This window comes from Paucibacter sp. Y2R2-4, assembly GCF_025717535.1.
Lineage (GTDB): Bacteria > Pseudomonadota > Gammaproteobacteria > Burkholderiales > Burkholderiaceae_C > Paucibacter_A.
Window position 1 is genome coordinate 517,126 of sequence record NZ_JAJIRO010000003.1, and the last position, 21,988, is coordinate 539,113.

The following is a 21,988-nucleotide window of genomic DNA, read 5'->3' on the forward strand; positions in this document are numbered from 1 at the left end:
TGGCCCCAAGTACGCCTGCGTTTTAAATAACGTGGCCTTAATGGGACCACTGCGGGACGCTTAGGGGGATGTCATACCGCCCCAAACCAGCACCTGCTCGCGGCCGCCCACGTGGTTCAACAAGCTTTGACGCCGTTGTCGCGATTGCCTTTGGATCACTTATACGTGAAGGCCGAGTAGCCGCGGGAATCTCGCAAGAGTCGATGGCGCACATGGCGAGCGTCGAGCGCTCGTACTATGGTCGGATTGAACGAGGCGAGAGTCAGCCTACCTTGTTTGTCCTACTTAAAATTTGTACGGCTCTTGGAACCGATAGCGGAACGATCGTGAGCCTCGTTGAGGACACCGTTCGAGAGCGAAGTCAACAATAGAAAATCGCTTCGATTGCGCACTCTTGGTGAATTGCAGGGGCGTTCAGGGCACAACTGATTTGGTTCGACAAAATGCGGCCAGCGCCGCCACTAGGCGCTGGTAGGTCGCTTGTGCTTTGATGTGCTGCTCGCAACAATCAGTCGCCTGCTCTCTGAGAAAAACTTTCGGATATTCCCGGCCCGAAGCAATTCTGTAGGTCGCGAAAAGATCGCTAACGACTTTTGCCCTATCTACGCCATGTCGCCGAATTATGTTTTCCGCTGGAACATCTTTGTTAGCGGCAACTACTTCCTCTTCTCTGTACTTAGCTGACTCAACATACTGAAAGGCACCATTCTTATAGAGCACATATAGGAATACTTTGTTCAAGGTGGACGCTTTTGACTGCCGGAAAGCTTCCCTGAAACCGAGTCTTCCGATTGCATGCAAAACGACATATGTGTCATCGCGCTTGCGATCAGAGAAATAATCAATTAACTCGTGTAAATCATGCTTTGCGATTTGAAGTGCTTGCTTCCGACTAGTAGTAAGTGACTCAAGTGTCTTGAGCAAATCGTTTTTGGCTTGCCCCCGTAAAAAGCCTTCAAGCGCACTCAAAGACAGTTCATTTACGACTCTATCTGGACGGAAGTTCTTTGTTGTCAATCGAAGTAGGTCACTAATCGCCCCATCTCCGAGGCCAGAAACCAAAAATCTTCTCTGCGCGCCGTCAATATTTAGTTGACCAAGGCTTTCATTTCGCCAGTACGAATCGGAAGTGCCGGTCTCGATGCCGAAGCCGGTGGCAAGGATTACTTTGCTAAAGCTCTCTTGCCCAGATGGTTGCGCCGTGTCACCATCGATTTTTCTATTCGATACCTTGGTGTCCCGTATCCACTCAACGACTGGATGGTCCTTAATACGTTTGCGTCCCTTCGAACTTGATGGACGCATAGATATTTTTAAATGTGTAACCCCCAATAGTACCGATATGGTGCGGGTGAATTTTCCGCGCCTAATGCTTCCACGGTCGTTTGAAGGCTTAACGGCACAGGAATCAACAATCTTTTGCCAGCCAGCTTCGATTTCATACGACACATTGGAGGCGGTATCAGTTGTCCAGTTCAATATCGGGAGATCTGACATATCGACCTTCGATTCGGGCAGAGGCCAGTCAATTATCTGAGGATGGATCCACCGGGTGTCACACCCATTCTGAACTGCGAGAAGATCCGTCAATCTTTCAAATATCCGAATATCCATCCAGCCCAACTGCAGCAGTCTCGCCGATAGCGTTAGACCCGCGATTCCACCCCCAATAATTGCGATGTTCTTGCGCTCAAGTGTTGGCGTGGCCGAGTGAAGAAGTTCGGCAAGACATATTGCCCTCAGTTGTTGGCTGCGAATAGTCACCAGATTGTCGGCCAGTCCGATTGCATAGATCGGCTCGCCACTATCAGTAGCCTTAAAATGGTCAAGCGTTATTCGTTCTGCCATTCATCCACCTCGCCCTAAATTTATATTTTCTTTGGTCAATCGAAAAAATGATGAACGAAAATATTAACACACGCGAACCTCCCTTTAGTTACGACTGATTCTGATAGAGGCTGTGAGTCACTCAGAATCTCTGAAACCTGTCTGAAAGCTAGAATCAACCCCATTCTGCGGGCCTGCTGCCGTTGACAGCCCCCTTATGGCGACAGCGCACTCTGCATATGCTGCAACTCGACGGAGGACTATCATGGAAGCTACAGGGAATACTTCTCATCGCAAGCCATGAAACAAGTGTGAAATCGATGGACTAAAGAAGACGGTCTAGTTGAGGGGTATCGCTGCTCTGCAACCGGGGAGGGGTGTCGATGCGGAATTTGGGCGTAGAATTGAATTTTCTGGCCAATAGAAGAATCTCGATAAAGGGAGGATAGCCTTGAGATATCTATTTCCCGGGCATTGACGTCGCGCAGTTGTCAGAAAAAAACCTATTGCAGCTTTAGACAATTCCAGGCCCTGATGCAACTTGGACTTTAATCGGCAAGCCCTCTATAGATAGAGTACTTTCGTTCTCTAGTGCAGATGAATCCTGCTCGCTAAAGATCATGGCGCCTTCAATGACGATGATGTCAAACTTACCCTTTCTGAATATTTGGGCAAGACCGTCAAAATCTGCGATTCTCGCGTCCAGCAGCAAGTGTAGCTCGCTCTCAAGTTTCTCAATAACACTCAATTGCTGGTTAAGTGCACGCTGAGCGCTCTCCGCCGTCCAGTTGAGTTCCTCATAGCCATGTTTGAGGTTGTTGATCTTCCGACGGAGAGAATCAGCACCTCTGGTATGTCGCTCTAGTCGTTCATTAAAAACTTTGCGGATTGAATCTCTTGCTTTCTCTAAAGCTCGTTTGTGGCGTCCGATATTACTTGGTGAGTAGATACCACTAAGCACGACTTGGCAAGCCCTAGCGGCAGCATACCGTTCGTAGGCGGCGAAGACGCTGTGCTGCATAAGCTCGCGAATTGCTGCGGTCGGTCTGTCAAGCTTTCGGCACTCATTAAAAGCTACACCCGTGTACTCGTCGAAGCTCTCGGAGTCCATTTCCTTTGCTTTGTGCTGCACTGCCAGGTCATCCAGGAGTGCGCTCAAAATTTCAAAACAATCGTCGGTGTTGTTAGTCACACGACGCAAATTAGCCTCATTTAGTTTCTCGTCCCCTTCAATTAAGCTTTCAAAGCAGTCAACGATAACTTCGGATATTCTCTCAAGTTTCGCCTTGTCGCCAGATATCTGGCGGTTTCTTATGTCGGTACAGATGTCGGTTATGTAACTCAAACGAGCATGAATTGAGTTGAGTGCTCCCATCGTCAGCAGCATCGGAATCATGTTTCGGGCAACATGACCGTCCACCTTCTCCAAGGCCGCAACAGAAGTAATTCTTCCACCTTGGACAACGCTGGTTGTCTGAAGGCCGGTCAACGGGCCTTTATGAATTGTCATTAATTCGCCGGATGCCCCGGGTCTGTACACGATACGATAAAAGACCTCTTCGCCCGGCTTCCCAAACTGAGATTGGAGGTGCTGACTTACCTCCTGAGTCCAAGGTGACCGAAAATGGTGAGTTGGGTTCTTGATCAGTGTTGCCAAAAATGGGTGCTTGTCAAACTGAACCTTGATTGCCAACTGTGAGTCGTTATTCTGGCCTGCTTCCATGGGGGCATCTCCAAACTAGCTAGCTGGCAGTACCTCTCTGCAAGGCACTCTATTTTGTGAAGTTTGTAATAACGTTCTTGTAAGAACCGTATGACAGGGCATATTGCATTGCTCGGGGGTAGCTAGCACTTATTAGTTGCACAGAACAATGATCCGGATACCGGGATGCAATCTGGCGGTCCTATTTAGATTTGCGAGGCTTAGCCGTATGCCTCAGTTCAGCATTTCAGTGTCGACGTTTGCGTCTCCGGGGCGCAGGCTTCTGAGCTTCCGTAAATCCGGGTAGGGGCTCTTGCAGTTCAACGTACTTTGGCTTTGCTTGTTTGATTTGCTCGCCGGCCCGGTACGACCGGTTGCCATCAAGATCAAGCGCATTTGCAAACGACGGATGAATCACCCAACGCAAATCAGGATGCTCTGTCCAACTGGAGAATAGTTCTGGCCGATCAATAAAGTGATGGTGCTTATAGACTCCAGGCCCAAGAGACTGCTTTCCTTGGATGAAGTCAATCATGTGGAGGAATCTTGCTATTTGCAAGGATGCTGTGTCGACGCACTCCGGCATGGTTGGCAATATCCCAACGCCAATGATTTTGGCGACGATGAACGATCTAAGTGAGTTGGAGCTTGGGAATGAATTTTTGCCGTAGGTAGAGAACTGATTGAGCATTAGTTCTATTTTTGCATAAATAGCGCGATGCTCAGCCTGAAGAAATGCGATACGATTCTTCCCAAATTTATATAGGGCGGATCTGGCTTCAGTGCTTGATACTGGAGGAATGTTGCATGCTTCGAGGCACAGTTTGCAATACTCAATCAGCCAGCGAGGTCGATACATACTTATGGTCGCTAAGGTTTGCGTAATCCATGTTTTGTTCTCATTGCCAAATGGAGAGTCAAATTCGAGATCAAAATTCTGAAAGTAGAGCCGAATTAGCGCTTCTTGACGACTCCGAACATGCTTCTCGCTAAGTGTTCCGGCGATAAGCGCCTCCATATCATCGCCAGTTCGCTCGAGATATGACTCGATACGTCGTGCCAGAATCGCACCGAGCTGCTCGGTAGTCCACCCGACACTAATCTGTGTTTCACGAAGAGTCGGTATTTTGTCGAATGTCGACTCAAGAATCTTCATTACGTGCGGCCTGACGGTTATTCTGATCTTAACGTTCGTCACAAGCTGTGAAATGGTCTGCGCCGATATTAAAAGTCCCGCAAGAATTGTGTTAAACCTTTCCGTATTGTCGTAGCTGTCATCGAACTCATCCAGCAGTAGCCAAAAGTTTTTGTCGATGGTCTTTATTAGACCAAGGACTTCTTCATGGCGAACGACCGGGTCCATTTTTGCACGTTCAATTGGAAGCGCTTTGAAGTTAATCTTGTCTAGAACGTGAGTTACTATATTCTTCTGTTTGGCGCCCTTTTTTTCAGCGTATTCAACAGCGTTAATAGCTGCTTCGGAAAAGGCGATTTGCGGCTGCCGCCCAATTTCAGTAAATAACCAACCTAGTAGTTGTGTATTCCAAAAGTTGACATACCCATGGACATCTAGGTTTTCTCGTGGATATTCGACTTGCCCGCTAATTTTGTTTATGACAATGTGGCGGGGGCACTTATTGAGGTCACGGTTTAACTGAAGGAGAAGGCCACTCTTGCCAGAGCCTCGTGGAGCATTGAGGACAAGCAGCTGTTCGTTTTCGTCGCGGAGCGACTGCAGAATGTCCTCTCTCTCAATACAGTATGTAAGGAATCTCCTGTCGTGCTGCGCCATATCGCTGCCAAGTATCTCGTTGATTGTTTTTCGATCCATAGGGCTGCTTGGTTAGATCTCTCTCAATCGAAGTGGGCTATCACTTGGCTTGGCAGGAGCGGGGTGCGGAATAAGTGAGGCCTAACAAAGCCGTTCGACAACTCTCAATCGATACGCACACCCGGCCATAGTGCTGGATCTGCAATGCATCCTAAAGCGTCTCGAACGCTAGCCGGATGGCCTTCTGGCCTCATGCCATTGCTCATTTGCAATGACGCAGCTTATCAAAGTTACTTTAAGCCCAGCGCATCGGATTTACTTGCTTGACCTACCTGCAGCAAGCCCCTTCGACCACTCCAGAATCCCTGCGTAACCTTGAGCAAACCAGTGGCGATACGATGGCAGTCCGGCGCGATCGCGAGACTCAAGGGCGGGTTAGTCTCCTGCGATCGTCAGCATTGCCTGGTCCCGCGATAGCCTAGGAAGATTGGACTCGTAGGTCGGCGAAGCAATTGCGACTCGCGCCTCTCCTTTGCGACTGACGGGCGTTAGTTGATGCGACTGACCTACCGTGTGTTGCGAAGGCTACGTTGTGGCGAGGGGTTCAGGGTGCTTTCAATGCTGGGTGACTGCCCCATAGCATTTGTGGGTCGGGTGGCTTGGCAAGCTGGCCGCTTTCGGCGATTCCGGTCCTACGGGACGCTGAAATTGAACTGCGGCAAAGTGCCCAAAGCCGAAGTTCCGGATCCAAGGGATGGACAGTACCGCAGCGGTTGTCGCCGATCACGGCCGGCGTCGATGCGGCAGCTATGCCGCCGCGCACGGCCGATATTGCCGGTCACTCGCAGCCCGCGTGCCAGCTCGGGAAGCAGCAGTCGTGCGGTAGACCCAGGCATCGGCAAACACTGCATTCGCTACGGTCGACCGCGTTCACGCAAAGTCGGTAGCAGCGCTTGCTGCCTTTCGTGGTTGGCTGGCTTTATCAAAGTTGGGGATGCGCTTGCCAGAGTGGCCAGTAAAGTTTGGGGACCGGATTCACCTGTGGGAGGACAGATTCTGAAGGATCCGGTTGATTCTTGCCGCGCTCGCGGCACTGCTTACCGCTGAAGACGATCGAACTCAGCCACTGCGGTGATAGGGGGAGAACCCCAGTTTCGGGCCGATTGGCGCTGCCCCCCCCTTGGCCCGGGGCCCTTCGGCGACCTAGCGAGATTCATCGCAATGCAGCGGAGCTACCTGATTGTTGCTGAACGCCGCGGGCTGGACCCGGCTTTACCAAGTGCCGTCAAACTGGACGTCCTGAAGGCGGTTTGGACTTTACGCAGCCTCTTTCGGTAGGACCGAACAGTTCGGCACCAAGTTTCCGGAAGCCGATTTCTGCGGCTTCTTGGTCGATGTAGTGTCTAAGGAGATTGCAAATGTTCCTTCGCCTTTTCGGACTGCTGACATTTATGCTGCTTAGTGGGTGTGGGGATTCGCTAACCAGGATGGTGAATGCGAAGTTTCCTCCCATCACCGTAGAGGAACAGCGGCAAGCAGCAATCACCTCCACCGCTCAAGCACTGGCAAAGCTCGCCACTCCAAACATTGGAGTTGGAGTAGCAATGTCGGATGCGACAGCCGCGCTGCTTACGGAAGAGCTCAAAAAGCAGGGTGTGGCGAAGCTCAGCCTTCGTGGTGATGAGCAGTTGCTTAGGGTGTCGATCGATTTCGCTCGGCAGTTCTCCAAGGACGATGCCGGAGACAATCAGGCAGCAATCGCGGCGCTAGGCGCGCTGAAACCGCGCATTGAAGGAACCGTCACTGCCTATGCGGGGCTCACTGGAGCGATAGCTCAGGCTGGCGCATCCGGTCCAGAACTTGAGTTGCGGCTGCTACCAGCATTTTCGTCCGTGCATGTCGAGAAAATCGAGCTTGCAGACAAGGTAGACGTCACTTTGGTTGGGTCCGCTATCGTCGCGGTCCTAAACCAGTTTAAGGACAACATCTCGGGAGAACTAAGCCGCTCCCCTCTGACACGGGTCACGTTGCCCGCACTCTCTGACAAGCCGTTTAACCCCAGCGACACGTTTTCTATCGACGACGCCGGCGGCAAGGCCACCATCGAAGTGGTGTCAAAGCCGATAGTGATTCCGTTCAAGGTGGACGGCATCGCTTGGCTGGTCGCAAAGGATCACCTTACGTCGTTAGTACAGCTATCGCCGGTCAGCGTTGCAGCAGCCGTGCAGGCCGTCGACGTTAAACCTACCTTCAGCGGCATCCAAGATCGAGTAAACGAAATTGTCGAGCAGGTGTTCGAAGTTCCTACCCCAGAGGGAACGTGGGTAGCCGTGAAGAGAGACGTGGTCGCCTTGGCGATGAACAGCGTTACTTCTCAGGCGCAGCTTTGCGTCAAGGCATCTGTGTCGGTGCCTAACCAACACACCAGCACGAAGATAAAGTTGCCGAACGGACTTGGAATTAACTGCTCTTCCGACCGTGTGTGCAAGTCCGACAAGCAGTGCAGTTTCAGTGCCAACCGAGACACTCGGGACTGCAGTGCCTGCCTGCTGCGAGCTCCGAGAGTTTGCGCATTCGGCGGCTGCGTCGGCGGACAGTGCACCCTCAGAGGGAATGACCCATTCTGTGAGGCTGCCAAAGCGGCCCAGAACGTCATCTACGACACAGACGCCAACTTGCGCAAGGCGGACTGCGACCGGTTGAGGGAGACAGAGAACGCCACCTGTGAGGTGGAAAAGGCTGGCGAGAAGTTGCTGTGCGAAGCGAAGAAGGAGGCGCTCAATCGCCTCGCGGCCACTGGGAACTTTGCCAATCTCGATGTCGATTCGCGGTTCGCGACCGACAACCTTCAGGTCTGCCTTCGCGACTTCGACATGTCGCCGGCCCTTGACCGAGTTCAGTTCGCACTCGAAGTGCAAGGTGAGGCGAAGGCCGATGTTGATGTCAAGTTCGTTCCATTGGACATCGTCGGACACCTGACCTGTCAGTTCCCATGGTCGCAGTCTAAGAACTTCACCGCGTCACTACGTGAGTCCCGTGTGGGCATCGCGTCGAACGTCCAACTCTCAACAGCGAACGGCGATGCACGGGCAAACTTTGCCGTGGACAACATTGACGTCAAGGCTAAGCTCAAGCCGGGCCCCACGGAGTTCCTGGTCAGCAGTCCCGAACTTCTACTCAAGTGTCCGGTGCTCGCCGGCATTGCCCCCACCGTTGTAGCGTTGACGCCTTTCGTGCCGCAGTTGAAAGGAGAGGTCGACTACACGCTCAAGGACCAGAAGGCATCAGTGAAGTTGGCCATCCCGAAGCAAACTGTCGGCGGCGTCGCAATGGTCGTCAACGTAGTGCCGAACAAGGAAACGATTGTGGCAACGGCGTCGCGTGCGAGGCCTTGAACTATGCACTGCGTGCGAATGCGTCAATTTGACACCGTGGGGCGTCGCGTGCATGCCTCGTCTCGCTAGGATTGTGGACGTCAGCTATCCGGCTTGGCGTCGACCGACGGCTTCTGGCCAACAGCGTGGGGCGACCCAAGCGCCGGACAGCCTTCATGCAGCGAACGGGAGCCCACACTGTCAGCGCTGCAAAAGCGCACGATGGTGGGCCGCCCACTCGATGGGAGACCATCATATGATCTGCAGCCAACATCCTTTCGCGCGAGCCGTGGAACCAGGGTGACATGCAACCCGCGATCCGTACCACGGCAATAGAGATGAATCCAACCCAGCGGATTTCTCAAATAGACTGGCACGGGTTCTGGGGGCAGGTCAAAGACTAATCCGAACTTACGTCAGCTCCCTGGCCGTCTCACGACCACCCGGTCGCAGCCAAGTTGCTCAGCTCGGCTTGAGCAGCCGATACATAAAGACGCAGTCCCAGTAGCTGGAGTGCTCCCAGGCCTTGTCGGCGTCCTCCCTCTCCCACTGCCACTGGTGCAGCGGGGGCGTGGGAAGGCGGTCGGGCGCCGGGCAGCGCGCAAGGACCTGATCCTTCACCGCCTGAGTCGACCCCTCGGCCAACCACCGGAAGAACGCGTTATTCGGGTCGCCCATGGTCTTGAACGTCGCGCAGCTCCGTTCCTCCCCAGAGACGAGCAGCTTGGCCGCCACCTCCAGATCTGGGTGGGTCGACCCCATCATGCGTTCGAGCAGGATCCCGACCGCCACCAGGTGTTGAGAGAAGCCAACCCGGTTGCACTCGGCGCCGAGCTTCACAAAGCCCGCGGTCTTGCCTGACCAGGACCCTAGGTAGGCGCGCAAGCTGCCGCTGGGCAGCGGCTGCATCCCAGCCTTCTCCTGGAGCCAGCTCACGGTCGCCGAAAGCGCCGCGGCATCACCAGGCCGCACGGTGCACTCGAAGTTCTGCTTGTCGCCAGGCTTGGGTGGGTCAGTGCAGAACCTCGGCACCGGGGCCCTGACCAGACAGGCGCCGCCGAGCTCGACCCAGCAAGGCACGTGATCGTGAAGCCACATGAGCCAGCGTAACGCCGAGTCGATGTCTTTGGTCTTCAAGAGGTAGAGCTGGACGCCCATTGCCATGTCAGGGGAGAAGCTGGCGCCACCCCGGTCGTTGCCGTTCAAGCGGATCCGCGGCGAGCGGTACCACTGGCCCGAGTTTCTATCGAGCGCTTCCTTTACGCCCAGGCATCCCAGAGGCTCACCAACGGCGCACAGGAGGCCGTTAAAAAGGGTCATGTCGCCGTCGTCGCACGGCTGAGCCGCCTCTCCGGTCGGCCGGCTGGGGAACCTCACGCCGCCAGGCGTGGCTTCGCAGAGGAAGGCATTCGGGCGCCAGAGTCCGGTGTAGCGGTCATCCAGTTCATCGGCCGCTGCCAAGTCAGGGAAGAAGCCCCCAAGGGCGAAGGCGAGCATGGCTCGCCGCAGTGTGCTGCAGTACCAGGTCACGAGCGTCCTCCCGAGGCATTGATGCAGTAGGATTGGAGTGCGTAGAACGCGGGCTTCACATCCATAGAAATGAGGACGATGGCAGCGTTAGAGCGTGTGAAACTCGTACTTTGAACGCTGGCGCCTGCGTACTTGCTCTTCCAGCTGTACCAGGTCGCTGCGCTGGTTCCGTGCTTGCAGCACACCTCGGCAACCTGCAACCTGCAACCGGCAATACAGCCTCGCCTTCCTTCAGGATCTCCACGATCTGGCTCTCGCTGAACTTGATCTTCCTTATCTGGGCCTTTTCCTCCTCGGGTCGCTTTCTCCAGTTATAGGCTGTCTACTTATGGGGAGCGCTTACGGGATGTCTATTGCTATTGCAGCGCAGCGTGAGCATTCGCTATGGCTTTGCAATGGTGATGTGAAGAAGGTCCTTGAGCGCGTTGAACTTATCCAGTGAGATTGACTTCTGCATGTACCCTACCGGCTCTAGCTTGGCGCTGATCGTAAGGCCGGCGGGGTCGCCGTTATTGGAATCTTGAACGACTCTCACTGAGGTGACACCTGTAGGCACATACATCGGGATATCGCAGTAATAGTCCCCGGCCTGTGGGCCATCTTGGCCGCTAACGTTGGCGTTGCAGCGTGGCTGATGCTTCTCGTCAACATACACGTTGATCGAAGCGCTCGGGCCGGGTTTGGTGCCATTCATGCTCATGCGCCCGGATACGGTCAATATCGCCTGGCCAGGTCCTCCCATGTTCAAGCTGACGGTTCCTGAGACTGGCACCTTGATTGACTTGCTATCCGTCAGTCGAGGTGGGGGTGTTGGGACTGTCTTGGAATAGTTGATCGTGCTGACTAGCATGTCGGCAGCTGGGTCAACGTTGAATGCGATGATGGAACTCTGCGCGCCCTGCATCAAACTGCACACCGCCGTTGTCGTTGCGGTTAGGTTTGTTCCGCCGTCACACACGATCTTTTTTCCCGGCGATGCAGTCGTTACCTTCAATTTCTTCGGCGCCGATGGCGGTGCGTTGTAGACCATCGTGATGACAAAATCATCGGTCGGCGGATACTCCCCGGTGATGTAAGCGGAAAAGCCGCGTTGCCCAGTGCAGGCTTTGACTATCTCGGCCGCATTTGTCGAGACCCTCTTTGTGTACTCGTCTAGCTTGACGCTCGTACTCGTGCTTGAGTAATAGTCAGAGCAGAACGATTGTTTGAAGCTACTGAAGTCCGTTGAAGACCCGGTGAAACCGATTGCCACTGGCAAATTCGGAATTTTGAAGTCCAGACCAATCGCCCGGGCTTGCTCCACAGTGGAGGCTGTAGACGAGCACAGGTGTTCAACCGCGATACTGACCTGCGAATAGCGCGACTTCGACGAATTCACTTCATACAAGCCGTCCTGAAAGAGGGACTTGCAAACTTCTGCCGGAATCTGAGCAACAACAGGCGAAAGCCAAAGCAGCAGGGGCGCGATCAGGAGGTTGCACTTCATGTGGTGTCGCAGCAGTTGCATAAGGTCTCCGCTCGGAAAATGTTGACCGGGTGACTTGCACCTAGACGGTGAGCTCCACCGGATTGCTAAACCAGTTTCTGACTTTCCCAGAGATCATGTACATAAGCTTGCCTTTGAGCAACAGCAGGCGTCACTAGCTTTGTTGATGCAATGGAGGGCACATGGGGCTACTACTATTTGGCTGCCGGATCGTTCACGGTCAACCCCAAGCCGTGATTTGGGTGGGACTAAAGGGGCGTGCAGGAGTCGCCAGCCCAGCAAGTCGAAGAGGTCCGTCACGCCGTGGCCTTGAGCTGGAAAGCTGCCAGAAGACCGGGTGAATGGCGCGGTGACCCTTGGAGTATTGCGGCGCACGTGGTCGACATCTGATCTACTGCGCTTCCCCAAGAGGGCCGTCAGGCCGCGCTTACCTACGTGGCCATCGACCGGTCATTGAAGCCGGGTGGTCTGCGGATGAGTCAACGCCTGCTGCGCGCGCACCACCGTGAAGTCAGGTTGGAAACGCGAACGACTCCAATCCCTTCTGTGCTGGCCACGCCCTTGGATCTGGAATATCGGCTTTGGGCACGGAGCTGCCGAAGGCCCGCTGGCTTGAATTTCGATGGGCAGGTCAGTGCCCGTAGTGGACATTCGCGTCAGAACACCACTAGGAAGTTGAGACCCGAAAGCTGAGGTTGCCCGCCTGCGTTGCAGCGCCCGAATGCTGTCGTTCAACGCACTAAGTTAACGGACGCCGCAGGCGGTCCGTGTTTGACTGATAGTCTATTAAGCACTCTTTCGCCTCCAGACAAGAGAGAAGTGCGAGTTCGGTCACGCTGACCCAAGCCAAGCGACGCACGCACAGCCTAAGAAAAAAAGGCTTGCCACGTTGAGGACACTTGCGATTCCTTTCGCTTTTGGCAGTTGCAAACTCAATCCCTTGCGCTCGACTCGCTCAAAAAGTGCGTGCGGCTGAATTGCAATTGCAAAACCTGACAAACCGCAGCCAAGGTTGAAAAGCATCGAATGCAAAATATTTCGATCGACTCCAAAAGCGGCGCGGTAAGTAAATGCTAGACCGACGCCTGCAAAGACTGCAGACCAAACCAATTCTTTGGTGACAACGAGTTTCATGTTGGGCAACGTTTGAGCTAACCGGCTCGCGACGGCAGGACGCCGTAGGGCCAGAATGAAATGAGGCCCGTAGGTGGCATGCCGTCACGGGTCCAGTTGAGTGAGAGGTTAGGTCGCACCGCGCGTGCCCCGCTTGCCGAACAGCCTGGCAATGAGCGGCAGCTGCAAGAAGTAGGAGGCGAAGAACGCCAGAAGGACGAGGTACCAGTGCCCCATGTGAAAGGCAGCTTGGTCAAATCGAATGGGCAGGTTTGTTGCCTCAACCAATACAGCAACTTCACATGCCGAGACAAGGGCAGCCACGAACCGCGCGAAAGTTGTGGGCCGCACCAGCTCCGCTCTTGCGCTCCTGGCTTTTCGGCCTTTCAATCGTAGGAGGAACCCAACGGCGAGTGCAGCCAGGACGATGCCGATGATGAACTTTCCCAGCAATACAGACACTGTTGCGCCAGATGCAGCGAAAGCTAAACCAAAGGCTTCAGCCACGAGTTCGAACTTTGATGCGACGTTCATCCGTACCCTTGCTGCAAAGGGGACGCGATCGCTTGGGGTGGAATGCAACTTCAAGGCAGAGGGCAATTGGAAGTGGTCTTATGTGCGGCTCAACGTGAAATCTCAGCGGGCGGCGAAGCCGGCCGCTGCAGTGAAGGGTTGAACCTCGTTTGCCTCAAGTGCCGAACGAGATACTTGCGAGATTTTGGTCGCCCCGAGCACTAGATCAATAGCCTGATAGAACTCCGCGAACAAAAAATCCTTTGGCTTTCTCGTGGCCTCGGAGGCTCGCTGGATCGCAGCAAGCGCTGCAGTCCGATACGCACGGAGTTGCTTCGTAGGCGTGAGCATCTGAACATCCAACCAATTGATCTGCCCGACGCTACGAAGTTCGCGATGCTTGGGCATGTACGAGGTGCGGCCATCCGGCCCCGCAAAAGCTACTCCAGTTCCCCAAGACTCGAAGTCGGCAACTTCCAGCACAAGCATGAAGATTTCAATCGATGCTCCAAAGGACCGCCCGGCGAGTCGTTGATTTAAGTAGGCGTCGATGCCAGGTGTAAAAAGCCGCCAACGTCCAGGATTTGATTTCCAATGTTCGAGCGGCCAGGCATTGCCATTCGAATGCTGGCTGCCGAGGTGCAACACTTCGACGCCAGTCTTCAGGAACGTATAGAAACGCATCGCTGCGAGGTTCAACGTTCAAGGTCAGCGGGCGGCGAAGCCGTCTGCTGCAGCGGTGGGTTGGACCTCAGCATACGAAACCAGGGGCTAGCGCCTGCTTCTTCAGATCGATGCCGATCCAGCACTCATGCGCCCCCTTTGGGTGCTTGGCGCACATGATCTCTCCGGATACTTTCGTCATCGTTCCGTCGTCAAAGCACTCGTCTCGCTTTTGCTTGGACGATATTGCGTTGAAAAGATCCCTGGCCGCGCTGCCGGTCAAGTACAGGCGAAGAAGTGAATCTTTCGCGTCGCCTGGGGCCGGATCGGTCAAGCTGGATGTGCCGATCGAATAGGTACCAGTCAGCTTTGCGGGAGCTTGATGATCTGGCGCGGCGCGGCTTGAACTGATCAGCGCCAAGGCAATGATGAGGGGCGTGGGCGATCGCATGGGCAATCCGACTTGTCAGGTTTTGCAGGCTGGAAATCGCGATGTCGCGGAGTCTGAGGTCCAACGTTCGAGCTAAGCGGGGGCCGACGGTGTGACGACTGGCCCGCGAGGCCGATGATATGAGTAGCGGCCTCGCGGGCCAGGCGGCGCGCCGTTGCCTCTCGGCTTGAGCGAGGGGGTGGGCCTCACTCGGACGCCGCTGCGAGAACGGCCCACAGTCTCTCGCCGAGATGCTGACGAACCTGCTCCGCCGCGACAAACTCTTCAGAGACCAGCGCCGTGAACATTATGTAGTGTGCCCGCATGGCCTGAACACCGAATACTTCATGAACTCTATAGCCGTCTCTAATTTGTACTTTGGTGTACTCGACGAAGGCTGTGTAATTCGTTCCAGGAACTTCTAACAGATCACGTTTGTTCCGCTTCGCGAGCTCTTCTACAAAACCCTTTGCGTCGAAGGGCGGTGCCCCGGCTGGACGTGTACCTGTAGGCCCGAGTTTCAACTGATACGCGACACCTGGCGCTGGAACGACGACGACCCGGCCCAGCTGATCAATTTTGTGTGTTGCGGGAGCCTTGTCGATCTTCAGCGTTACTGTAGATCCAGGGAAAGCAACCTCCGACGCATTGCCAGCAATCGAGAAGGAAAGGAGCAAGGCGGCGGCGAGGAGTCGCATTTGTGAGGCCTAACGTTTGACATGAGGGGCGGACGACGGCGGCACCAGCCTCGGCAAGCAGCACAAACCGTGCTCGCCGTTGGCCGTCCCCTCGATGGAATGGTTAGGCATTGGCGGCCTCGGTTGGCGACTGGATTCGTTCGACCTTTATCCTGGGTGAAATGAACGGGATGCCATTTGACCGAAGTGTAAGTAGCCAATGATCGTCTTTGTAGAAAGTGACCTTGGCGGTCTTGTTGTCGAGCCACTCCAAGCTGTCGAGGTTGAACGAACGATAGGGAACGAAGAACTGCCTGCAAGACAAGGTTCTCATTGAGTTTGAGTCAATGAGAACGAAGTTCGTCGTCTCTTCGAAGGGGCAGTCGCAATCTGTAACCAAGAGGTACCCATAGTCCGTTCTGAACTGATGGAGAAGGGTGTATCCCGGCACAGTGGCGTTGATCGGCTCACCGTTCACAAAGAGTCGAGTCCTTAGCGGCCACTTTTCGTAAGGGCCTTCATGGCGTTCTAGAGAAAAGATGCAGATCTTCTCCATGCGATGCCTAACGTTTGAGCTGAGCCGGGTATGACGGCAGGACGCCTTGGCCCGGACTGAGAGAATGAAGCGCGTACCTCAGGCCGGGCCAAGGTGGAATGCCGTTGGGCCTCGGCTCCAGCGAGGTGTTAGGCATCGTTGCTTCGAATTAAGTACACAACCAGAGCAGACGCGAACGCAACCGCAAGACTGATCATGGCGAGCAAGGCCACTGGATCACCGCCGGAGACAATGAATGCACTGCCAATCAAGAATCCAATTCCGGGTATCACGAATAGGGCACCAGCGAGAACAGGGAACGCAACTAGTGCTATGAAGAAGGCTTTCATTGCACCATCAAGTCGACTATCAGGAACGGTTTGATCCTTCCAAACTTCTGCCTCACTCTCTGACTCTGCTACCGGCCTCCAGCCCTTCGGATCAGTGAACTGCGCATCGCAAGATGGGCAACTGCTGCTTCGAATGTTAAGCGTCAATCCACAGTTAGGGCACTTCGCCATAGTTCGATGCCTAACGTGTTGTAGGGAGACAGCCGTGCTGGAAGTCCCAGTTCGAGTAGATCAAACGATGCAGTTGACTATCAGTGAGACTAGAAAGAGTTTCGGACATGACCAATGAGCTTTCAGAGGCCTAACTCTCGATTTGAAGGGTCGGAGCCAGTTTGCCGCGCGGAGCTGAGAATAAGCCGGCAGCAAGGTGCGGCCAGTTGGTGGTGGTCCACTCGAGGGACTGGTTGGACCCCTCCGGCAGTTGAGGGCCAGTGGATTGCAGGTAAGAGCAATGCGTCGAGCTTGTACGGAGCACCATAGGCTAGCCAAACACGCCTGATACCGCGAGAAGCGCAACACCAAGCTGAACACTGACAGCCGCGCCTCGAACGATCTTGCTTTTCGACGCGACGGCAATTGCCCCAGGAAGGATGATTCCGGCGACAAGAATGTGTATTGATTTCATTTCACGCGTATTGACGATAACTGGACGGTCGCATTTCAGGATATCTGCGAATCACAAAACGGTCTTCTTGGGCCCCAACGTTCGAGGTAATCGGGCGCCACCGGTGGGAGGCCAGTGCCCGGCCGGCAAAAATGTACTGCGTACCACCACCGGGCGGGTGCTGGTAACACCGCCGTTGGTGTTCCTGTTGACCGAGGGGTTAGGCCTCACCGTGCAAGCCTGACCACACAGGCTCCGATGGCTAGGAGCGCCAACGACACAGGAGCGAGAAGGTGGACGGCAAGCACCATTCGGAGGTGGTGCCGCGTGATCAGGTTCACGATGCGCAAAGTGCGGCTATGCAGGGTGAACTCAGCCTGGGCGATCAAGTTGGATTCCTGCGTTTCGGCTCGCGCTCGTTGCGTGTGCCAATGCTTGTGGGAGGCGCGTTTTGCTAGATGCCAAGTGGCAAAGTCCGAGGCGAGGCACAGACAGTACGAGAGAAGCAGGAAAGTACAGCTTGATGCGATAAGAAGGATGAGCGCCCACTGATTGGCCGAAGTCAGCTTGATTCCCAATGCCTGAATTTCACCAGGGACAAACCCGCCCCAGACGACGGCGAGTGCAAGAAAGGAGGTCACAACGAGACTTCGACCTTGTTTCCTGGTGATTTCGCGAAGCGGGTCGGACGCTGCGACTTGGGATGGCGTGGAGATTGACATGCGAACGTGAGTCCTAGCGTTTGAGATGAGAGACGGCGCCAGGCTTGCCGGGTGACGACCTCTCGATTGAAGGGTTAGCCGTCGCGGCTCCCCAAACCAGGGAAGTGCTCTATGTGTTCAAGATCAAGAGCCTCCGCGCGAAAAGTGACGAACGCTTGTAGCAACTTTGTTTCACATCTTTCCGCCGATTCAGCAATTTTTGATAGATCTTCAAGCCTCAAGTGTTTGTCGTCGACGTTTGAAGCTATAGCCTCGAGGACCTGAGTATCAAGATCACCTTGTAGGAATACTAAGCACAGCGGATTGTGGGCTACAAGGTTTCTATACTTTGACAGTGATCGGGCCTCCGAGACCGCTGCACTGAACGCCTTCTTTGTGGATTCGGATGCTTCTCGGGATTCGCAAAGATCAGCGATGAGGGCAAGGCGGGCAGAAAGAGATGCCTTGGCAAAGTGCTTGTGAATCTTCTCTCCTGCCCACTCGCGAATGCAGTCATGAGAGGTTCGTTCAATGCTGCCGAAGGCAATGAACAACCTACCAATCAGCGGAATCCAGGGGGTTGAATCTACGAGCTTGACCATACGGGAAGTAGATTGCGACGCCTAACGCCAAGGTTAATCAGCGCCGGAGCGCGATGCGCGTAGGGCACCAACATTGGCCATGAAAATGGCGAAGCCATGGCCAGTGCTGGCGTCCACTTTGAACCGACAGTTAGGCATTGGTTTAAGAACGCACTCGTGCCATGAACTCAGTGACACCGGCAAGCATTTGAGCTACTTGCTCTGCTGAGTAAAGTTCGTACTTCCCATGCGCGGCATTGTTTCGGAGGTCGAGCCAAGCCGTAATAAGCTTTTGATCCAGCTTCGTGTACGCATCCGCCTTTGCTAATTCAGCGTTTAATCTGTCAGCCTTGCGAGGAATAAATTTTCCTTCTTTTTCTTCCTCGGTAGACACGGAGTGCTTCTGGCATAGCTGTCTTAAGTGCTCTTCTAATACTGATCCACACATGACGGCCGCAGGATCCTTGTAGCCAGACTCAAGCAGGTGTTCAGCCATCTCGAGAAAATCCGCAAAGACTTCCGCAGACACCAAGCTTTTGATGGAAAGCAGCCAGCCGCCTGCAATTTCGTCCGCGATTGCTTCAAGTATTGCGACTCCTGCCTCAGCATCACTTTTGTAGTGGCGCAGGGTGCTTTTATGGAACTGCTCGTAGTGTGGGTGCTCTCGACCGTATGTGCGATCAATAAATGACAACGCAGCCGTTCTGAACCCTGTCATGGGTGCATCTTGTACGTAGTTGACGTTGTACTGGCCTCCGGTGCTGTATGCCGTAGCAAGTACAGCCTTGCCTGTCGCAATCAATTGCTGCGCGCGTTTATGTAGTTCTTCTGTAAGCAAGATGCTTCCCTTCGTAACATCTCGAGTAACGGTACGGTTGTTTGACTCGGCCTAACGTGTTGTAGGGCGACAGCCCGTGCGCCCTAACGTCGGATCCATGCCGTGTCTCAAGTGCTTGATGCATTTGTACTATTCCTCCCCATACTGCATTTCCATACAGTACCAAATTTCCAACCAAACCCGGCAGCTTGTTACTTTTTCTTCTGTGCCTTGCCGGAGCTCAGGCGACCACATGTTGCCACGCTCGAGCGAGGCTTTGCCACCCCGCAAAACCCTGCATCCGCAGACCTCACCTGCACTGCCGGCGCTGCGTTCAGTCACCCTGCAACAAAGCGGACCTCAACGAATGTCTGCAATTGGACGATCCCCCAGGTTCAAGAAGCCAATACGGATGACTGCAACGGGCACATTGTTGACCTTGGTGGCCTTGCCACTTTCCAGTTCCCGTTGCGGGGACATGTTCAAAGTCTCAAAAGTGTCCAGTAGGCGTAAACTGTATGTATGTACAGTATGTTTCAAGCGCAGTCCTCGATAGAAGGCCCACACGCACCAATTGCCGTTGTCGCCGTAGATGGCGCCTGGGTTAAGGGTCTCCTCGGCTCAGTCCAAGCCGGCTTTCCTTCGCCCGCAGAGGACCATGGTGTCGAGCGCATTGACCTCAACAAAGAGCTCATCAAGCACCCTCAGGCCACGTTCATGATGCGTGTGCGCGGGGCATCCATGCGTGAAGCAGGTATCGATGATGGTGACGTGGTGCTCGTAGACCGTGCTGTCAAACCGTCACATGGGCATGTCGTTGTCGCCGTTGTAGATGGCGAGTTCACTGTTAAGCGGCTCTGGAAGCGTGGGATCAACCTGAAGCTACAGGCAGCCAATCCGACTTACCCGGACATTCTCCCTCGTGACGGTCAGACCGTCGAAGTTTGGGGTGTCGTCACGACGGCCATCAAATCGATGCGTGTCTAAGATCGGCGTGCGGAAAGCCTATGTTTGCGCTTGTCGACGGCAACAATTTCTATGTCTCATGCGAACGGGTTTTCAGGCCGTCCCTTCTTGGCCGGCCCGTCATCGTGCTTTCCAACAATGATGGCTGCGCCATTGCGCGCTCAAACGAGGCCAAGGCCCTTGGCGTGCGAATGGGCCACCCATGGTTTCAATGCAAGGATTTCGAACGCGACCATGGCCTAGTGGCTCTGAGTGCAAATTTTGCGCTCTATGGAGACATGTCTGACAGGATGATGGTTGTTGCGTCGAGCTACGCTCCTCGGCAAGAGATTTACTCGATCGACGAGTCATTTCTTGACTTCACGGGAGTTCAGGGTGATTTGGTCGTTATGTGTCGGAACATGCGAGCCCAAATATTGCAGTGGGTTGGTATCCCCTGTGGCGTTGGCATCGGACCGACAAAGACTCTGGCCAAGCTTGCCAACTACATCGCCAAAACCACCGAACGCAAGCCTGGCAGCTACCCGGAGAAGCTGGGGCAGGTTTGCCATCTCGGTGCCATGTCGCAGGACGAATTGCATGCCGTTTTTGCTGCAACGGATGTCGGGGAAGTCTGGGGCGTTGGCAAGCGCATCGGGGCACAACTCCGAGAGGGGGGCGTGTGCACAGTTCTTGATTTGGTGCGGCTTGATGCCTCAACGGCCAGGCGGCATTTCTCGGTGATCCTGGAAAAGACCGTCCGCGAACTTAAGGGTACCCCGTGTATTGAGGTCGATGACCAGCCTGCGCCGAAACAGCAAATCATGGTGAGCCGCTCCTTCGGCCATGCGGTGACGAAGGGTCGTGACCTTGCCACCGCCATCACTGAATACACAAGTCGCGCGGCGGAGAAACTGCGAGGGCAAGGTAGTGCAGCGGGGGCCATCGTTGTGTTCATTCGAACAAGCCCGTTTCGGAAGGATGACCCGCAGTACAGCGCGACCGTGACCGTGCCCTTGCTTAGACCGACTGCTGATAGCGCGCTACTCACCACTTCGGCGATTGCAGGTCTTCGAGGCATCTACAAGGCGGGTTTCAAATACGCCAAAGCAGGGGTGATGCTGGTCGATTTGCAGTCAACTGACGTGCAGCAGGGTGAGCTGGATTTTGATGCTATCGAGACCCCGCCAGGGCATGACCGCGAAGGGGGGCAGGGCGTGTCTGGGTCGGCAGTTTCTTGCCATCAAAGCGGACAGCGAGGCAGCGCGAAATTGATGTCAGCGATGGATGCGGTCAATAGACGGTACGGGCGAGGCTCGTTGAAACTTGCTGGCGCCGGATTGGAAATGGACCGTAAAGGGTGGACCATGAAACAGGAGCGGCGCACGCCCCAGTACACGACTTGTTGGGGTGATATCGCGGTTGTGAGGGCTTAGGTCGGAGGGCCTTGAGGCTTCTTTCATCTTTGAACGAAGAATGCCTGCTCACCCGTCGCACCAAGGGATGTTTCGCAACCTCGTATAACCAGCACGGTTGTCAACAATGCATCTGATCCAATAGGCCCTCGCTGCTATCCCTCCCTCAAATTCAAGTGCACTTCTTGGTTTCCCGCTCCCTAATCTCACTTGCTGTTGCCGGTCTTTTTACATGGCTACTGCCGGCCAGTGCGGCTTCGCTAGCAGAGGAGGTAGCGCAGTTGCCGACCTCATTTGCGCGCTGCGCCCACTTCTTCGTCCAACGCCAGCCGCCTGCCGTTCCTCGCAATCCGCGTGTTCGTGAGCTTTGCTATGGGAGCTTTGCGGTACTGCACAGTGGTGATACGAAAACACCAGTATTCGTTGCTCAGCGCCTCAACAAGCAGGCCCTGGGCGGTATCAAACGCCAGAATGAGCGATTCTTTGCTGATGCAAGGCTGCCTCTTGCTGAGCGGGCCGAACTTGACGACTACAAGCGGTCTGGCTATTCCCGCGGCCACATGGCGCCGTCAGGTGATATGGCCACGGAGGAGGCTCTTGCCCAATCCTTCTCGTTGGCAAATATGGTGCCTCAGTCGATTCGACACAATTCCGGTGCCTGGTCGAAGATCGAACAAGACACGCGGAAGTATGTACAGCGTGCCAACGGCGATGTTTTCGTGATTACCGGGCCGGTTTTTGGCTCTGAAAGCTTGCGGATCGGGGCCAATGGTGTCCGTGTACCTACTCATATCTTCAAATTGGTGTTCGACAGTCAGACTCGGAAAGCTTGGGCTCACTGGCAGAGAAACATGGATGATGAGGTCGCATCGAAGCCAATCAGCTATTCGGAGTTGGTGCAGCGCACAGGTGTGGAGTGGCTCCCGCCAGGGGCATTGGCACGTTGATCCCAAC

General features: G+C 54.7%; 18 protein-coding genes and 1 pseudogene. 5 read left to right on the forward strand and 14 right to left on the reverse strand.

Annotated elements, in window-relative coordinates:
* Window positions 1-68 precede the first annotated feature (68 nt).
* A complete protein-coding gene (locus LNV06_RS13630; protein WP_263538836.1) occupies window positions 69-371 on the forward strand; it encodes a helix-turn-helix domain-containing protein in 303 nt (100 codons plus the stop codon).
* A gap of 43 nt (window positions 372-414) precedes the next feature.
* Here the strand turns inward: LNV06_RS13630 and LNV06_RS13635 are convergent, their stop codons facing one another.
* The 3 genes from LNV06_RS13635 to LNV06_RS13645 all read right to left on the reverse strand — a co-directional run bounded on the left by LNV06_RS13635 (window position 415) and on the right by LNV06_RS13645 (window position 5,360).
* Window positions 415-1,848: a hypothetical protein gene (locus tag LNV06_RS13635; protein WP_263538837.1), complete on the reverse strand. Its 1,434-nt coding sequence runs from the start codon at window positions 1,846-1,848 to the stop codon at window positions 415-417.
* A 493-nt stretch (window positions 1,849-2,341) separates the two neighbouring features.
* Window positions 2,342-3,550, reverse strand: a complete 1,209-nt coding sequence (locus LNV06_RS13640; RefSeq protein WP_263538838.1) for a hypothetical protein — start codon at window positions 3,548-3,550, stop codon at window positions 2,342-2,344.
* Between the two features lie 226 nt (window positions 3,551-3,776).
* Window positions 3,777-5,360, reverse strand: a complete 1,584-nt coding sequence (locus LNV06_RS13645; protein WP_263538839.1) for a P-loop ATPase, Sll1717 family — start codon at window positions 5,358-5,360, stop codon at window positions 3,777-3,779.
* A 1,358-nt stretch (window positions 5,361-6,718) separates the two neighbouring features.
* Here LNV06_RS13645 and LNV06_RS13650 point away from each other — a divergent pair.
* Window positions 6,719-8,695: a hypothetical protein gene (locus LNV06_RS13650; protein ID WP_263538840.1), complete on the forward strand. Its 1,977-nt coding sequence runs from the start codon at window positions 6,719-6,721 to the stop codon at window positions 8,693-8,695.
* A 441-nt stretch (window positions 8,696-9,136) separates the two neighbouring features.
* Here LNV06_RS13650 and LNV06_RS13655 read toward each other — a convergent pair whose 3' ends face one another.
* The 11 genes and pseudogenes from LNV06_RS13655 to LNV06_RS13700 all read right to left on the reverse strand — a co-directional run bounded on the left by LNV06_RS13655 (window position 9,137) and on the right by LNV06_RS13700 (window position 18,695).
* Window positions 9,137-10,171: a hypothetical protein gene (locus tag LNV06_RS13655; protein ID WP_263538841.1), complete on the reverse strand. Its 1,035-nt coding sequence runs from the start codon at window positions 10,169-10,171 to the stop codon at window positions 9,137-9,139.
* Between the two features lie 155 nt (window positions 10,172-10,326).
* A pseudogene (locus LNV06_RS22665) lies at window positions 10,327-10,481 on the reverse strand (transposase); the annotation flags it as partial.
* Window positions 10,482-10,586: 105 nt separating this feature from the next.
* Complete coding sequence (locus LNV06_RS13660) at window positions 10,587-11,711, reverse strand: hypothetical protein (RefSeq protein WP_263538842.1); 1,125 nt, start codon at window positions 11,709-11,711, stop codon at window positions 10,587-10,589.
* A gap of 810 nt (window positions 11,712-12,521) precedes the next feature.
* On the reverse strand, window positions 12,522-12,824 hold the full coding sequence (locus LNV06_RS13665) for a hypothetical protein (protein ID WP_263538843.1): 303 nt from the start codon (window positions 12,822-12,824) through the stop codon (window positions 12,522-12,524).
* Window positions 12,825-12,932: 108 nt separating this feature from the next.
* Window positions 12,933-13,391 (reverse strand): hypothetical protein, encoded by a 459-nt coding sequence (locus LNV06_RS13670; RefSeq protein ID WP_263538844.1) that lies wholly within the window; start codon window positions 13,389-13,391, stop codon window positions 12,933-12,935.
* A 48-nt stretch (window positions 13,392-13,439) separates the two neighbouring features.
* Entirely contained in the window at window positions 13,440-14,000 is a 561-nt protein-coding gene (locus LNV06_RS13675; RefSeq protein ID WP_263538845.1) for a hypothetical protein, read from the reverse strand.
* Between the two features lie 67 nt (window positions 14,001-14,067).
* Window positions 14,068-14,430, reverse strand: coding sequence for a hypothetical protein (locus LNV06_RS13680; RefSeq protein ID WP_263538846.1), 363 nt, complete (start codon window positions 14,428-14,430; stop codon window positions 14,068-14,070).
* A 185-nt stretch (window positions 14,431-14,615) separates the two neighbouring features.
* Window positions 14,616-15,107, reverse strand: a complete 492-nt coding sequence (locus tag LNV06_RS13685; RefSeq protein ID WP_263538847.1) for a hypothetical protein — start codon at window positions 15,105-15,107, stop codon at window positions 14,616-14,618.
* Window positions 15,108-16,802: 1,695 nt separating this feature from the next.
* Window positions 16,803-17,297: a hypothetical protein gene (locus LNV06_RS13690; protein ID WP_263538848.1), complete on the reverse strand. Its 495-nt coding sequence runs from the start codon at window positions 17,295-17,297 to the stop codon at window positions 16,803-16,805.
* 74 nt (window positions 17,298-17,371) lie between these two features.
* Window positions 17,372-17,878 carry a hypothetical protein gene (locus LNV06_RS13695; protein WP_263538849.1) on the reverse strand — a complete coding sequence of 169 codons (507 nt, stop codon included), beginning with the start codon at window positions 17,876-17,878 and terminating at the stop codon, window positions 17,372-17,374.
* A gap of 142 nt (window positions 17,879-18,020) precedes the next feature.
* Window positions 18,021-18,695, reverse strand: coding sequence for a hypothetical protein (locus tag LNV06_RS13700; protein WP_263538850.1), 675 nt, complete (start codon window positions 18,693-18,695; stop codon window positions 18,021-18,023).
* 501 nt (window positions 18,696-19,196) lie between these two features.
* On the opposite strand from LNV06_RS13700, the gene LNV06_RS13705 reads away from it, so the two are divergent.
* The 3 genes from LNV06_RS13705 to LNV06_RS13715 all read left to right on the forward strand — a co-directional run bounded on the left by LNV06_RS13705 (window position 19,197) and on the right by LNV06_RS13715 (window position 21,981).
* Window positions 19,197-19,661 carry a LexA family protein gene (locus LNV06_RS13705; protein ID WP_263538851.1) on the forward strand — a complete coding sequence of 155 codons (465 nt, stop codon included), beginning with the start codon at window positions 19,197-19,199 and terminating at the stop codon, window positions 19,659-19,661.
* Between the two features lie 20 nt (window positions 19,662-19,681).
* The gene (locus LNV06_RS13710) at window positions 19,682-21,055 is read left to right on the forward strand and encodes a Y-family DNA polymerase (protein WP_263538852.1); all 1,374 of its coding nucleotides are present in this window, start codon (window positions 19,682-19,684) and stop codon (window positions 21,053-21,055) included.
* A 218-nt stretch (window positions 21,056-21,273) separates the two neighbouring features.
* Window positions 21,274-21,981 carry a DNA/RNA non-specific endonuclease gene (locus LNV06_RS13715; RefSeq protein WP_411970120.1) on the forward strand — a complete coding sequence of 236 codons (708 nt, stop codon included), beginning with the start codon at window positions 21,274-21,276 and terminating at the stop codon, window positions 21,979-21,981.
* Window positions 21,982-21,988: the final 7 nt, after the last annotated feature.